Source organism: Enterobacter sp. A103 (assembly GCF_034427535.1).
GTDB lineage: Bacteria > Pseudomonadota > Gammaproteobacteria > Enterobacterales > Enterobacteriaceae > Enterobacter > Enterobacter asburiae_B.
In genome coordinates this window covers 774,817-788,116 of sequence record NZ_JAXQPQ010000002.1, presented here as the reverse complement: position 1 = coordinate 788,116, position 13,300 = coordinate 774,817, and the positions used below count along the sequence as shown (strand labels likewise).

The following is a 13,300-nucleotide window of genomic DNA, read 5'->3' as shown; positions in this document are numbered from 1 at the left end:
TCCTCCGAAATAAGCTTTCAATTAATCAATTGAACGTATTTCTTATTCCCGATTATTCGCGGGAAGGGTTATTTACATTTTAAAGGAATAGACATGAAACTCAGCAACATTGCTTCTACTGTTATTGCTACTTTGGCCCTGGTTGCAGGTGCCGCAAATGCAGCAGATCCTGCTGCGCCGGTTTCCGTAAATGGCGGTACCGTACATTTTAAAGGTGAGCTGGTTAATGCGGCTTGTTCAGTAAATACTGATTCTTCCGAGCAGACCGTTAATCTGGGTCAGTATCGTACCGCGAAATTTACCAAAGTGGGCGACACCACCTCTAATATTCCATTCAACATTGAACTGAATGATTGCGATCCGCTGGTTGCCAAAACTGCCGCTGTTGCGTTCACCGGTCAGATCGACCCAACCGACAAAACCCTGCTGGCCGTGACTTCCGGTAACAACGACAACACCGCAAAAGGCGTGGGTATCGAGATCCTCGACAGCAAATCCAGCGTTCTGACCCCAGACGGCGCGACCTTCTCTGCTGCGCAGACGCTGATCGAAGGGACCAACACCCTGAAGTTCACCGCACGTTACAAATCAACGGCTGCCACCACTGAGCCAGGCCAGGCAAACGCTGACGCCACCTTCGTAATGAAATACGAGTAATTCCTCCGCACAGGGATGTTCAGGCCTCACGGACGAGGCCCGTCATACGCTAATGCCAGGAACGAAGGATGACAAGGACTGGAACACTACTGCTGTTAACCCTTGCGATGGCTTGCCCGGCATCGGCGCATACCGTGGTGATCGAAGGTGGCAAGGTTCATCTCCGGGGTGAACTGGTGAACGGCGGCTGCGCCGTGGCGCCCGACAGCCAGAATATGCGCATCGACATGGGGCAGTACCGAACCAATTCATTTTCCGGTGTGGGCAGTTTTTCCACGGTTAACGTGCCTTTTACCGTGCGGCTGCTGGACTGCAGCGTTGATGTTTCGCGCACCGTGGGGATCCAGTTTCAGGGCGTGACGCCCGCAGAAGATCCGCAGGTCTTTCTGGCGACCTCGCGGCCGGGTGAAACGCCCGTCAGCAGCGGCGTGGGGCTGGCGCTTTTTGACGAACAGCAGCGTCAGATTATCCCAAACGCCACGGCCGTCAGCTGGCTGCCGATCGATACCCGCGAGCTCGCGTTCCATTTTAGCGCCCGCTATCGGGCTATTTCCGAACACCTCGAGCCAGGCAAAATTCAGTCGGATGTCTGGTTTACGTTGATTTATCCATAACACCTGCGAACACATTATTAAAGGTACGGTTGTGATGAATACCCTAATTAAACCAGGACTTTTTTTATCGTTTATTTTGATGATGGTTTCTGCCTGCGCAAATGCTTCCGGCGGTATTGCGCTGGGGGCCACGCGCGTTATTTATCCCGCAGAGGCAAAGCAAACGTCGCTGGCGATCACCAACAGCAACAAACAGGAACGCTATTTAATTAACGCGTGGATCGAAAATGCGAGCGGGCAAAAAGAAAAAACCTTTGCCGTCACTCCGCCCCTGTTTGTCAGCGAGCCGAACAGTGAAAACACGCTGCGTATTATTTACGCCGGGCCAGCGCTGCCAGCCGATCGCGAATCGCTCTTTTACATGAACGTGAAGGCGATCCCGTCGGTGAATAAAGCGAAAACGGAAAACAATAACGTGCTGCAGCTGGCGATCCTCTCACGCATCAAGCTGTTTGTGCGCCCGAACAACCTGGCGATGCAGCCGGAAGAGGCGCTTTCCCAGCTGCGGTTTGAGCGCGCGGGCAGCCATCTCAAAGTCAGCAACGCTTCCCCGTATTACATCACCCTCGTCAACCTGAAGCTGGGCAGGCAGCAGCTGGATAACCTGATGGTTGCGCCGAAAAGCTCGGCACAGCAGGTGCTGCCAGCCGGTGCCAGCGGCACGCTTTCCTGGCAGAGCGTGAATGACTACGGTGCCATCACCCCGGCGCGTAGCGTCAACCTGTGAGCAGAGTCAGGGCGATGAAAAACCACCAGGGACGTTACTGCCCGGTTGCACTGGCGCTGATGGCTGCGCTCTGCCCGCAGGCTGGCTGGAGCGAAAGTTATTTCAACCCGGCCTTCTTGTCGGACGACACCGCCAGCGTGGCGGATTTGTCGCGTTTTGAACAAGGACACCAGCAGGCACCCGGCGTTTATCGCGTGGATATCTGGCGTAACGATGAGTTTATCGGTACCCAGGACGTGCGTTTCGAGCAGGCCGAGAACACGCCGCCGGTGGCGGGCGGTTTGTCGGCGTGCATTACGCGCGCGATGCTCGATCGCTTTGGCGTCAACGTCGCGGCGTTTCCCGAGCTGGCTAAGGTGCAGGGCGACACCTGCGTTCCGTTGACCACGGCCATACCCGGCAGCGAAACGGTATTCAATTTTGCCTCTCAGCGTCTGGACGTCAGCCTGCCGCAGGTGGCGTTGCAAAACAGCGCCCGGGGCTACATTCCGCCTGAACAGTGGGATGAAGGCATTCCCGCCGCGCTGGTGAACTACAGCTTCACCGGTAACCGGGGAAGCGAAGACGACAGCTATTATCTGAACCTGCAGAGCGGGTTGAACTATGGCGCCTGGCGTTTACGTAACAACGGCGCATGGCGGTACACGCAGAATAACGGGCAGCGGCACAGCGAGTGGCAGAATATTGGCACCTGGGCGCAGCGCACCGTCATCCCGCTCAAAAGCGAACTGGTGCTGGGCGACAGCAATACCGGGAATGACGTCTTCGACAGCATGGGTTTTCGAGGTGGGCGGCTCTTCTCGTCTGACAGCATGTACCCGGACAGCCTGCAGGGCTACGCGCCGACCGTGCGGGGGATCGCCCGTACGCCCGCCAAAGTGGTGGTTCGCCAGAACGGCTACGTTATCTATCAAAGCTATGTCCAGCCGGGCGCATTTGCGATTACCGATCTTAACCCGACCTCCTCAAGCGGTGACCTGGAAGTCACGGTTGAAGAGAAAGACGGCACCCAGCAGCGCTATACCGTGCCGTACTCCACCGTGCCGCTCCTGCAGCGTGAAGGGCGCTGGAAGTATGACCTCGTTGCGGGGGATTACCGCAGCGGTAACAGCGATCAGGATACGCCGTTCTTCACTCAGGGCACCCTGATTACCGGTCTTGCCAACGGTTACACGCTCTACGGCGGGACGCAGCTGGCGTCACGCTATACCGCGGTGGCCGTCGGGGCCGGGAAAAACCTGGGCGACTGGGGCGCGGTCTCGCTCGATATCACCCACGCCCGCAGCCAGCTCGCGGACGACAGCAGGCACGAAGGGCAGTCTCTGCGCTTCCTCTACGCGAAATCTCTTAACGGCTTCGGCACTAACTTCCAGCTGCTGGGCTACCGCTACTCCACAAAAGGGTTTTACACCCTCGACGATGTCGCCTGGCGCTCAATGGAGGGCTATCAGTATGCCGATAGCCAGAACGATAACGATGTGCCGGACGTGCAGAGCTATCACAACCTGACGTGGAATAAAAAAGGCCGCTTCCAGCTCAACGTTTCTCAGTCGCTGGGGGACTACGGCTCGGTCTATATCTCCGGTAGCGAGCAGACCTACTGGGGAACAGACGAGACGAACCTCTGGTACCAGCTGGGCTATGCGGGCGGCGTGAAGGGGATCAACTACTCTGTCTCGTGGTCGTGGAACAAATCCGTTGGGATAGACGGCACCGATCGGATCGCGTCGTTTAACGTCTCCGTGCCGTTCAGCCTCTTTACCCGTCAGGGCTATCGCCGGGACAGCGCGATTGACCGCGCCTACGCTACGGCATCCGCCAGTCGAAACAGCGATGGCGACACAAGCTGGCAAACCGGCGTCAGCGGAACGCTGCTGGAGGATCGCAACCTGAACTACAGCGTGACCCAGGGACACGCCAGCACCAACGGCGCAAGCGGAAGCGCCAGCGCCAACTGGCAGGCGACCTACGGCACGCTGGGCGTGGGCTACAACTATTCCCGCGACCAGCACGATCTCAACTGGCAGCTCTCCGGCGGGGTGGTCGGCCACGCCGACGGCGTGACCTTCAGCCAGCCGCTGGGCGACACCAACGTGCTGATCAAAGCGCCGGGGGCATCGGGCGTCAGTATTGAAAACCAGACCGGCGTGAAAACCGACTGGCGAGGCTACGCGGTGATGCCGTATGCCACCGTCTATCGCTACAACCGCGTGGCGCTGGATACCAACACCATGAGCAACAACACCGATATCGAAAACAACGTGAGCAGCGTGGTGCCGACCAAAGGCGCGCTGGTGCGCGCCAGCTTTGATACCCGCATTGGCGTGCGCGCCCTGCTGACGGTAACGCGCGGCAACCAGCCGGTGCCGTTCGGCGCGGTGGTGCGTGAGACCAAAAGCGGCGTCACCAGCATGGTGGGGGATGACGGACAAATTTACCTGAGTGGGCTGCCGCTGGAGGGCGAACTGCTGATCCAGTGGGGCGACGGGGCGCAGTCCCAGTGTCGCGCACCTTACAGCTTGTCTGAACAGAGCCTGCAACAGGCAATCACACTTAAGGGGATCGGCTGTGATTAAAACTCAACTCTTTGCCTTGTCGCTGCTGGCGCTACTGCCCGCGACAAACGTATTAGCGACCGTGTGCGTCAATGAAAAAGGCGTGCCGACGGAAGTGCATTACGACCTGACGGATAAATTCAACAGCTCGAATAACCAGATTGGGCAGGTCGTGACGCTCAGCGAGAAATCGCAGTGGGTAGGGGTGAATGCCGTCTGCCCGAAGGGCACGACCGGGAATACCACCAAGCGCAGCTATGTCACCGATTATCCGGTCACGGGAACGAGCGATGGCTATCAGTATCTGAAGCTTAACGACTATCTGGACGGGGCGATGAAAATCACGGACAGCTATGCTGGCGTGTTTTACCCGCCAAAAAGCTATATCCAGATGGGGAGCCATCCTAACGTCTCCAAAAACAAACCGTTTGGCGTTCAGGACTCCAGCCTGGTCTTCCGTCTTAAGGTGACCCGGCGTTTTATCAACATGGTGGTGATCCCGCGCGCCACCATGTTCCGCGTTTACGTCACCACTACCTCTTCCGATCCGTTAACCACGCCGGTCTATACCATCAGCTACAGCGGAACCATTCAGGTGCCGCAAAGCTGCGCCATTAATGCCGGTAACGTGGTGGAGTTTGATTTCGGCGACATTGGCGCCTCCTTGTTCAGCAAGGCGGGCGTGGGTAACAAGCCGGAGGGGGTCTCATCGCAAAGCAAAACCATCGCCATTAAATGCACCAACGTGGAGGCAAACGCCATGCTGACGATGCGCGTCGAGGCGGAAAAGGTCTCTGATAATGTACTGGTGTCGGATAACCCGGATGTGGGGTTCATCATTGCCAGCGAGAGCGGGGCGCCGCTGACGCCCAACAACCTGACGAGCAAAATTCCGTTCCGTCTCGACGACAGCGCGCAGGCGCAGGTGGGGATCCGGGTCTGGCCGGTGAGCGTGACGGGCAATAAGCCAGCGGAAGGGCGCTTCACCTCGCGCGGGTATTTGCGCGTGGATTACGACTAAGGAGCCGATATGCGAAACAGGATCCGTTTTCTCACCGTAGCGCTCTTTGCGCTTTGCGCGCAGGCTCAGGCGGACACCGCGTTGGGCGAGATTAACATTCGGCTCTACGGCAATATCGTCGATTTTACCTGCGTTGCCGAGGGCAGCGACAGCGACAAGGCCGTCCCGCTGGGCACCTGGCCCACGAAACAGCTCAGTACCACCGGGAGCCGCACGCAGCCGATGCCGTTTACGCTGAAGCTGACCGGCTGCCCGCCGGGCGCGGCGTCCATTACGTTTTCGGGTAAAGCCGACGGAAGCAATAGCGGCTTGCTGGCGCTGAATGACGCCAGTACTGCAAGCCATGTCGCCGTTGAGATCAGGGATGCGGATAAAACGCGGCTGGCGCTTCAGCAGGCCAGCCAGCCGGTCTCGGTTGATGCGCAGGGAAATGCGATTCTGTCATTTTATGCCAATTATATTGCCACTGCCGATAACCCTCAGCCCGGACGGGCTGATGCGGATGCCACCTTCATGATTAATTATAATTAGCACTGACCGCACTCCCTGCAGCTCAGATAAGCTGCAGGGAGTGAATTCAGGTTATAGCAGCTCGTGGGCTTTGGCGTAATCAATTAATTCCACGATGCTTTGCACACCCAGCTTGGAATAAATATTGGATTTATGCGCGCTAATGGTCTTGTTGCTTAATAGTAGCTGTTCAGCTATTTCCTTGTTGGATAATCCATTCGCCAGATACCGTAATACCGTGACCTCGCGATTCGATAATGGCATATCTACTGCCATCCCTTTCCCGGAACCCAAATGGTTTATAAAGTTCAACGTCTCTGACGGGAAAAAGGAATAGCCCATCAGAATCATTTCTACGGCGTTGTAGATCTCACCCAAATCTTTTCGTTTACTGACGAAGCCATTTGCCCCGGCGCGAATGGCGCGACCTGCGTAAAACAACTCTGATTTAGACGAGAGGAACAGAACCTTAATGTTTTTGTTTAAGTTCCTGATTCTCTTCAGTAAAGAGAAGGCATCCGTGCCCGTGAGTTCAATGTCAAGGATCACCAGATCGATAGGGTGATTGCGGATACAGTCAAGGACTTCATGGCTATCGCCAGACTTGAGCTTGACTGTGATATTCTTATTTTTCTGTAGCAGGACTTCTATCGACATTCTGACGATAGGATGTTCGTCCATAATGATAACGGATGCCGGTTTCATTTTTAATGCCTCAGATTGTTAAAAGCGTTATGCAGAGTTTGGTAAAACTCTCGAAATGCCGGAAGGATATAATGTGCAGATCCCTATACCGTAGTATTTCCCTGGAAAGAGCGAAAGCATCCTTGTTTACGTAATGAAAAGAACTATGCCTCAGCGCGGTCATCTCATTAGGCTGGTGTTGGCAAAAAGGTTTTTCTTATTCATATTTGATACGCATCTTATTATACAGGGTAAGTTTTTTCCGAAAACCCTGTAAATTAATATGAGGGTATTGGTTTGTATTATCTTCTGGATCTGAATCGCTATTTTTTTAAATTTAGCGGAAATATCCTGTTATCTCATTTACCGCATATTTTCATCTTTATGTAATAACAAAAAATAACAGATATCTCTGTATGTTGATTAATTGTTAACAATAATACGCCTCTTTGAAAGGGACGAACCCGCAAAAGTGAGGTTAAAAATTGCCCTCGCAGGCCGTCTGACCTTCATCTGAAAGTGCTTACGCCGATCCGGATAACGGCGTCTGGTGCACAGGAGAACGTGCTGCCCGCTTTGCTTTTTACTCCTGGCAGTTGTCGCTAAGCTGCTTGTTTTTACATCATTATCATCTTGTTAACGCCTTCTGCATTCGCTTAACCGATGGAGGAAAGTGCTGCCGTTCCGCTAATCTGTGGCATTTCACAAGGTTCGCGCCCATAAATTAGGAATAGTTATAAATTCGATTATATTGTTAAAAATTAACATTTTCGCAACGCGAGTGGTAAGTAAATTCTTAAACCGCTTTAGGAAATAAGGGGTTAGGAGGTGAGTGAAAACGTGCAGTCTGAGAGGTTATTAAGAAGATGCAGCAATTCCTGGCGATGGCTTAGCCCCAGCTTTAGGAGGATGCAGCTGAGACGATAGATAATACGGCTATAGGGGCGATTCTGCATAAGGGCAATCTGACGCAATGTCTTGCCCCGGGAAAGCTCCTGCAGAATGGGCCATTCGTTGCGTGAGAACCAGTCTTTCTCGGTTCCCGGCGGAGGGAGGGGATCCTGCAGGCTGTGCTGGAGCGCGGCGGCGTTCAGCTGACGTTCGAGCACATGAAAGGGACCTGCCGCTTTACAGAAGAGGCGGGTGTCGTAATTATCGGCCCGGACCAACAGCCAGGGCGTCAGGAACGGAGGAAACAGGCTATGCCGTCTCAACTGATCCAGTTTCTCCAGAAGCCCCGTGGATCGGCTTTCAATATCCACGACCAGACGGGCTGAGGGCCACTGCGTCTGAGCGATAAGGGCGTCGTCCAGCGTGGCGTAGTCGCAGCAGCTGCTCAGGGGAAACTGCCCGTGGAGAAAACCGGTGCGCAGGTAGTGATCCTCCGTCACCAGAAGGATAAACGGGGCGTCTGTTTTGCGGGGCTGGCTGATGGACTGGCTCAAAAATTCGAGCCGGTCGAAAAAGGGGGGAGCAAAAGGTGAGCGCGTAAATCCCAGTGCATCACTTCCTGTACGCCGCCGCCGGTAACGGCGCACTGTCATTCGCATGGTCTCCCTCCTGGAAATGGCTTTTTAATCCTCCGGCCATGTCCAGGACGGCCAGTAATATCCCTGGCCGAGGTCTGCGCCTGCCTGCAGTGCCCAGGTACGATCGCGTTCAGTCTCAATACCTTCAATAAGCACTTTCCCGGCAAGCTGAAAGCAAAGGGAAACCAGTTGCCTCAGCGCAGGGGTGTCGCGTAAACGCCAGAATGCTTCCTTATCTATTTTGATGCCGCTTAACGGGAGTCGGCAGGATAAAAACGACTGCACTGTGACGTCATCCACGTCATCAAGCCAGATTGCGTGTCCCTGTCTGCAAAGTTGCCGCAAATTTTGAACGACATGCTGCTTCTCTACGAGGGAAAGCGCCAAAAAGGACGCGAGGTCGACAATCTCAATATTGAGCGGCACGCCTGGCAACCGGATAAGTCGCTGAAAAGACGCGGGCTCTGTCAGGACGGTTATCGGCAGATTAATAAAAAGATTATGACCGTGCGGCGTATTTTTTAACGCGGCAAGCTGCGCTTCAAGCAGCGTTATCGACCACTCTGCGGAGCGATCGCAAAAAAAGTTCTCGCTGTCCCGCGTGTCGGAAAGAACGCTAAGGACCTCCACGCCAACCTGGCGTAAGGAGGAAAGGGCGACGATGGGCTCAAGCTTAATGCCGACGATGTCCTGAGAAATGTACTGTAACCGGGGGGGCGTATCGATCAGGTTTTGCGCTGTCACTCCATTGTCCTGTTGTCTGTCAGCCTCCAGGCGGCCGGGATACCTGACTCTAGTGTGACGAGCTGACGGTCAGGAAAACAGCAGGCGTTACTTAAATGCAACTAAGCCTTTTCGCAGCGCTAAATTTTACGGTGAAACAGGGCGAAATGTTGAGAAAATAGCCGTATTTACAATCGGCTAGCGGTAATTGGCCCTGAAAACGGAAAAGGCATTGACTCACCTGCCATTGACCGTATAATTCTTCGCGTTTCACCACCGCGAAGTACACGCATATCAGTGCGCCCTTAGCTCAGTTGGATAGAGCAACGGCCTTCTAAGCCGTAGGTCGTAGGTTCGAATCCTACAGGGCGTGCCATTTCATTTCATAGAGTTACGCCTCTTTCACATCCTCCTGATTTCCGCTGTGGGACATATTTGGGACATCGCCCCTAAAATTTACCGGTCATGAAGGACATTTATGTGGTATCTACTCGCAACTTCGCTTGCCGCACTCTCCCTTAATAAAAGCCTGGCTTACCTGATGCTGGGATTAACGGCATTTCTCGGCTGGAAACAGAGTATTCTTGACGCCCCGGCGCTGCTGGTTATTGCATCAATCGTTGTTGGCTGGTCTGTTGTTGAATGGCTACGGAATAAAAATAATAAATATACGTATCTGGTCGAAGGCCTGTGCGTGGCCATCGCCGTTGCCCTGGTTTTGCATCTGATCCCGGGTTTTCATAACCCCAAAGTGCTGGATGCTGTCGTCGTTGGTCCGCAAAGCATACCGTTCAGTATGTACTTTAATATGGACAAGGCAGTGGTGCCGTTCTTTTTAATTACGTGCATGCCAACGTTATTCGTCGCAAAACCCCTCTATAAAGCGGGCAAGGTCGGCTGGGGAATATTGGTTCTTGCGATACCCGCGCTGTTACTTCTGGCTGTTGCGTTGGGCGGACTTAGAATTGAGCCGCATGCGCCTGAATGGTTCGCTCAATTTGCCCTTGCGAATATTTTTTTCGTCTCTTTGGCTGAGGAAGCCTTGTTCAGAGGCTACCTGCAGCAACGCTTGTCCCGGATTATTCATCCTGTTGTCGCGCTGTTGATTGCCTCAGTCATCTTTGGACTGATGCATTATAGCGGCGGTTTACTACTGATTATTTTTGCCAGCCTCTCCGGCATTATTTACGGCCTGGCGTGGATGTGGAGCGGCAGGCTCTGGGTTGCAACGTTATTCCATTTTGGGCTTAACTGCGTGCATTTATTGTTCTTCACCTATCCTATGTATGCCCCTCATGCGGTTATGTGATGCTTTTAAAATTAGTCGCCTTATAAATTTAGCGACCTCCGGATAAGCATAAAAAGCCCCGCAAGATCGGGGCTTTTATATCTGCCGGGCGCATGAATAACAGATTTACCTTCGCGTCATAATGAATAGAAGGCTAATGAATTTCACTGTAGGCAGGCTTAAGGTTTTCTTAATCTAAAAATTATCTCTCATTAAAATTTGGATTTTTATCATTCTAAAATCTGCTAAAAAGAAATTTTACACTTTTACGACTAAACTCGATTGATACTAATTATCATTAGCGTTGTTGTATGCTTTAATCCTGTCCCACAAAGCTATGAGTCGTTAATCCCGTTGGTCTATAAAGGATATGTTCATGAATTCTCGCCTGCTGTCCTGCTTCTCGCTTGCCTTGTTGTCTTCATCCCTTTTCCTTTCCACACAAGCGGTTGCCGCCGATAACAACGAAGGTATCGTTGTTTATAACGCGCAGCACGAAAACCTGGTGAAGTCGTGGGTTGACGGTTTTACCAAAGAAACCGGCATTAAAGTCACTCTGCGTAATGGCGATGACAGCGAGCTGGGTAACCAGCTGGTTCAGGAAGGCAGCGCGTCACCGGCAGACGTGTTCCTGACGGAGAACTCGCCGTCAATGGTGCTGGTGGATAATGCCAACCTGTTTGCGCCATTGGATGCAGACACCCTGAAGCAGGTACCGGCAGAATATCGTCCGGCGCACGGCCGCTGGATTGGCATCGCGGCCCGCAGCACGGTGTTTGTGTATAACCCGGAAAAGCTGAACGAAAAGCAGCTGCCTGAATCGCTGATGGATCTGGCAAAACCCGAGTGGAAAGGCCGCTGGGCGGCATCACCGTCAGGCGCGGATTTCCAGGCCATCGTGAGCGCGATGCTGGCGCTGAAAGGCGAAAAGGCCACGCTGGAATGGCTCAAGGCGATGAAAGCCAATTTCGTTGCCTATAAAGGCAATAGCACCGTGATGAAAGCGGTCAATGCCGGTCAGATTGATGGCGGCGTGATTTATCACTACTACCGTTTTGTCGATCAGTCCAAAACCGGTGAAAACAGCAAAAATACCCAGCTTTACTACTTCAAACACCAGGATCCGGGCGCGTTCGTGAGCCTCTCTGGCGGCGGCGTGCTGGCGTCCAGCAAACACAAAGCGCAGGCGCAGGCCTTCATCAAATACATTACCGGTAAAGAAGGCCAGGAAAGCCTGCGGACCAACAACGCCTTTGAATATGCCGTGGGCGTGAACGCGGCCTCAAACCCGAAACTGGTCCCGCTGAAAGATCTTGATGCGCCGAAAGTTGAACCTTCAACGCTCAACAGTAAAAAAGTTATCGAGCTGATGACGCAAGCCGGCCTGCTGTGATCCTGAGAGTGAAGTGAACGTCTTATGTCTGGTCTGAGTCTCGACATCGGAAAAAACAGAGTGCAGGAGCCTGCCCGCAGGCGTCCTGCACTGCCGATGGTTGCGTTAGCTGTGTTGTTTTCATTAATGGCGCTTCTGCCTTTGGGTTTTATCATTGCCATTGGCATTGAGACCGGCTGGGAAACCATTAAGGCGCTGGTGTTTCGCCCGCGTGTTGCTGAGCTGCTCAGCAACACGCTGTGGCTGACGGCTTTAGCGGTTCCGCTGTGTATCGTGACGGGCGTGGCAATCGCCTGGCTCACGGAGCGCACGCAGCTTGCCGGGCGAGGGATCTGGTCCGCACTGGCGGTCGCCCCGCTGGCGATCCCCGCGTTTGTGCAAAGCTATGCCTGGGTGAGCGCTGTCCCTTCCATGCACGGGCTCTCCGCGGGCGTGTTTCTCTCGGTTCTTGCCTACTATCCGTTTATCTATATGCCGGTTGCGGCGGTGCTGCGTCGCCTTGACCCGACGCTTGAAGATGTCGCCGCTTCGCTGGGTACGCCGCCTTGGCGGGTCTTTTTCCGCGTGGTGTTGCCCCAGCTCAAGCTGGCTATCTGTGGCGGCGCGCTGCTGGTGGCGCTGCACCTGCTGGCGGAATATGGCCTGTACGTGATGATCCGCTTTGATACCTTCACCACGGCAATTTATGACCAGTTCCAGTCTACCTTCAGCGGCCCGGCGGCGAACATGCTGGCGGGCGTGCTGGCCTTGTGCTGTCTGGCTATATTAATGCTGGAGGGCGTGACGCGCGGAAAAGCACGCTACGCGCGCATTGGCGCCGGGGCCGCGCGCGAGCAGAAACGCTGGCCGCTGAAGCCTGCGGCCGCCGCGCTGGGCCAGCTGTTTTTCATCGTGCTGATCGTGCTGGCGCTGGGCGTGCCGTTAATTGTCCTGTGTCGCTGGATTTGGCTCGGCGGCGTGCAAAACTGGATGAGTGCCGATCTCTGGCACTCCCTGCGCCAGACGCTGATGCTCGGCGTGGGCGGCGCGCTTCTGACGACCGCGTGCGTGATCCCCATCGCGTGGCTCGGTATCCGCTATCCGCACCGCATCTTCCGGATGCTGGAAGGGTGCATCTATATCACCAGCTCGCTGCCGGGCATCGTCACGGCGCTGGCGCTGGTCACCGTCACCATTCACTACGCCCGTCCCATTTACCAGACGGAAATTACCCTGTTCCTTGCCTACCTGCTGATGTTTATGCCCCGTGCGCTCATCAACCTGCGGGCGGGGATTGCGCAGGCGCCGGTCGAACTGGAGAACGTGGCGCGCAGCCTGGGCAGCACGCCCGCGAAGGCGCTCTGGAGCGTCACGATGCGGCTGGCCGCGCCGGGTGCGGCGGCGGGGGCCGCGCTGGTTTTCCTCGGCGTCAGCAACGAGTTGACCGCCACGCTGCTGCTCTCTCCGCTGGGCACGCGCACGCTCTCCACCGGATTCTGGGCGCTGACCAGTGAAATTGACTATGTTGCCGCCGCGCCTTACGCGATGCTGATGATCCTGATTTCACTCCCGCTGACCGCCATTCTCTATATGCAGTCGAAAAAAATTGCAGGGCTATGA

The 13,300-nt window shown here is 54.6% G+C and carries 12 protein-coding genes and 1 tRNA gene; 10 read left to right on the top strand and 3 right to left on the bottom strand.

The window, feature by feature from the left end; all coding sequences use genetic code 11:
- The first annotated feature begins 93 nt into the window (after positions 1–93).
- From fimA to sfmF, 6 genes are all read left to right on the top strand, one after another.
- Complete coding sequence (gene fimA / locus SPH27_RS09375; RefSeq protein WP_023310641.1) at positions 94–657, top strand: type 1 fimbrial major subunit FimA; 564 nt, start codon at positions 94–96, stop codon at positions 655–657.
- A 68-nt stretch (positions 658–725) separates the two neighbouring features.
- Positions 726–1,271, top strand: coding sequence for a type 1 fimbrial protein subunit FimI (gene fimI / locus SPH27_RS09370; RefSeq protein WP_023310642.1), 546 nt, complete (start codon positions 726–728; stop codon positions 1,269–1,271).
- A gap of 34 nt (positions 1,272–1,305) precedes the next feature.
- On the top strand, positions 1,306–1,998 hold the full coding sequence (gene fimC, locus SPH27_RS09365) for a type 1 fimbria chaperone FimC (RefSeq protein ID WP_182071773.1): 693 nt from the start codon (positions 1,306–1,308) through the stop codon (positions 1,996–1,998).
- Between the two features lie 14 nt (positions 1,999–2,012).
- A complete protein-coding gene (locus tag SPH27_RS09360; protein WP_182071771.1) occupies positions 2,013–4,574 on the top strand; it encodes a fimbrial biogenesis usher protein in 2,562 nt (853 codons plus the stop codon).
- Entirely contained in the window at positions 4,567–5,574 is a 1,008-nt protein-coding gene (fimH, locus tag SPH27_RS09355) for a type 1 fimbria D-mannose specific adhesin FimH (RefSeq protein ID WP_404851814.1), read from the top strand. The genes SPH27_RS09360 and fimH overlap by 8 nt, the downstream gene beginning before the upstream one ends.
- Before the next feature lie 9 nt (positions 5,575–5,583).
- Positions 5,584–6,105, top strand: a complete 522-nt coding sequence (sfmF, locus tag SPH27_RS09350) for a fimbria assembly protein (protein WP_182071769.1) — start codon at positions 5,584–5,586, stop codon at positions 6,103–6,105.
- A gap of 51 nt (positions 6,106–6,156) precedes the next feature.
- Here sfmF and fimZ read toward each other — a convergent pair whose 3' ends face one another.
- From fimZ to SPH27_RS09335, 3 genes are all read right to left on the bottom strand, one after another.
- A complete protein-coding gene (gene fimZ, locus SPH27_RS09345; protein WP_032661427.1) occupies positions 6,157–6,789 on the bottom strand; it encodes a fimbria biosynthesis transcriptional regulator FimZ in 633 nt (210 codons plus the stop codon).
- A gap of 800 nt (positions 6,790–7,589) precedes the next feature.
- Positions 7,590–8,318, bottom strand: coding sequence for a helix-turn-helix transcriptional regulator (locus SPH27_RS09340; protein WP_048975481.1), 729 nt, complete (start codon positions 8,316–8,318; stop codon positions 7,590–7,592).
- Between the two features lie 24 nt (positions 8,319–8,342).
- A complete protein-coding gene (locus SPH27_RS09335) occupies positions 8,343–9,041 on the bottom strand; it encodes an EAL domain-containing protein (RefSeq protein WP_182071767.1) in 699 nt (232 codons plus the stop codon).
- A gap of 278 nt (positions 9,042–9,319) precedes the next feature.
- On the opposite strand from SPH27_RS09335, the gene SPH27_RS09330 reads away from it, so the two are divergent.
- From SPH27_RS09330 to SPH27_RS09315, 4 genes are all read left to right on the top strand, one after another.
- Positions 9,320–9,396: transfer RNA gene (locus SPH27_RS09330), tRNA-Arg, on the top strand.
- A gap of 102 nt (positions 9,397–9,498) precedes the next feature.
- Complete coding sequence (locus SPH27_RS09325) at positions 9,499–10,329, top strand: CPBP family intramembrane glutamic endopeptidase (RefSeq protein ID WP_182071765.1); 831 nt, start codon at positions 9,499–9,501, stop codon at positions 10,327–10,329.
- A gap of 355 nt (positions 10,330–10,684) precedes the next feature.
- Complete coding sequence (locus tag SPH27_RS09320) at positions 10,685–11,701, top strand: iron ABC transporter substrate-binding protein (RefSeq protein ID WP_039263996.1); 1,017 nt, start codon at positions 10,685–10,687, stop codon at positions 11,699–11,701.
- Between the two features lie 24 nt (positions 11,702–11,725).
- A complete protein-coding gene (locus SPH27_RS09315; protein WP_048976680.1) occupies positions 11,726–13,300 on the top strand; it encodes an ABC transporter permease in 1,575 nt (524 codons plus the stop codon).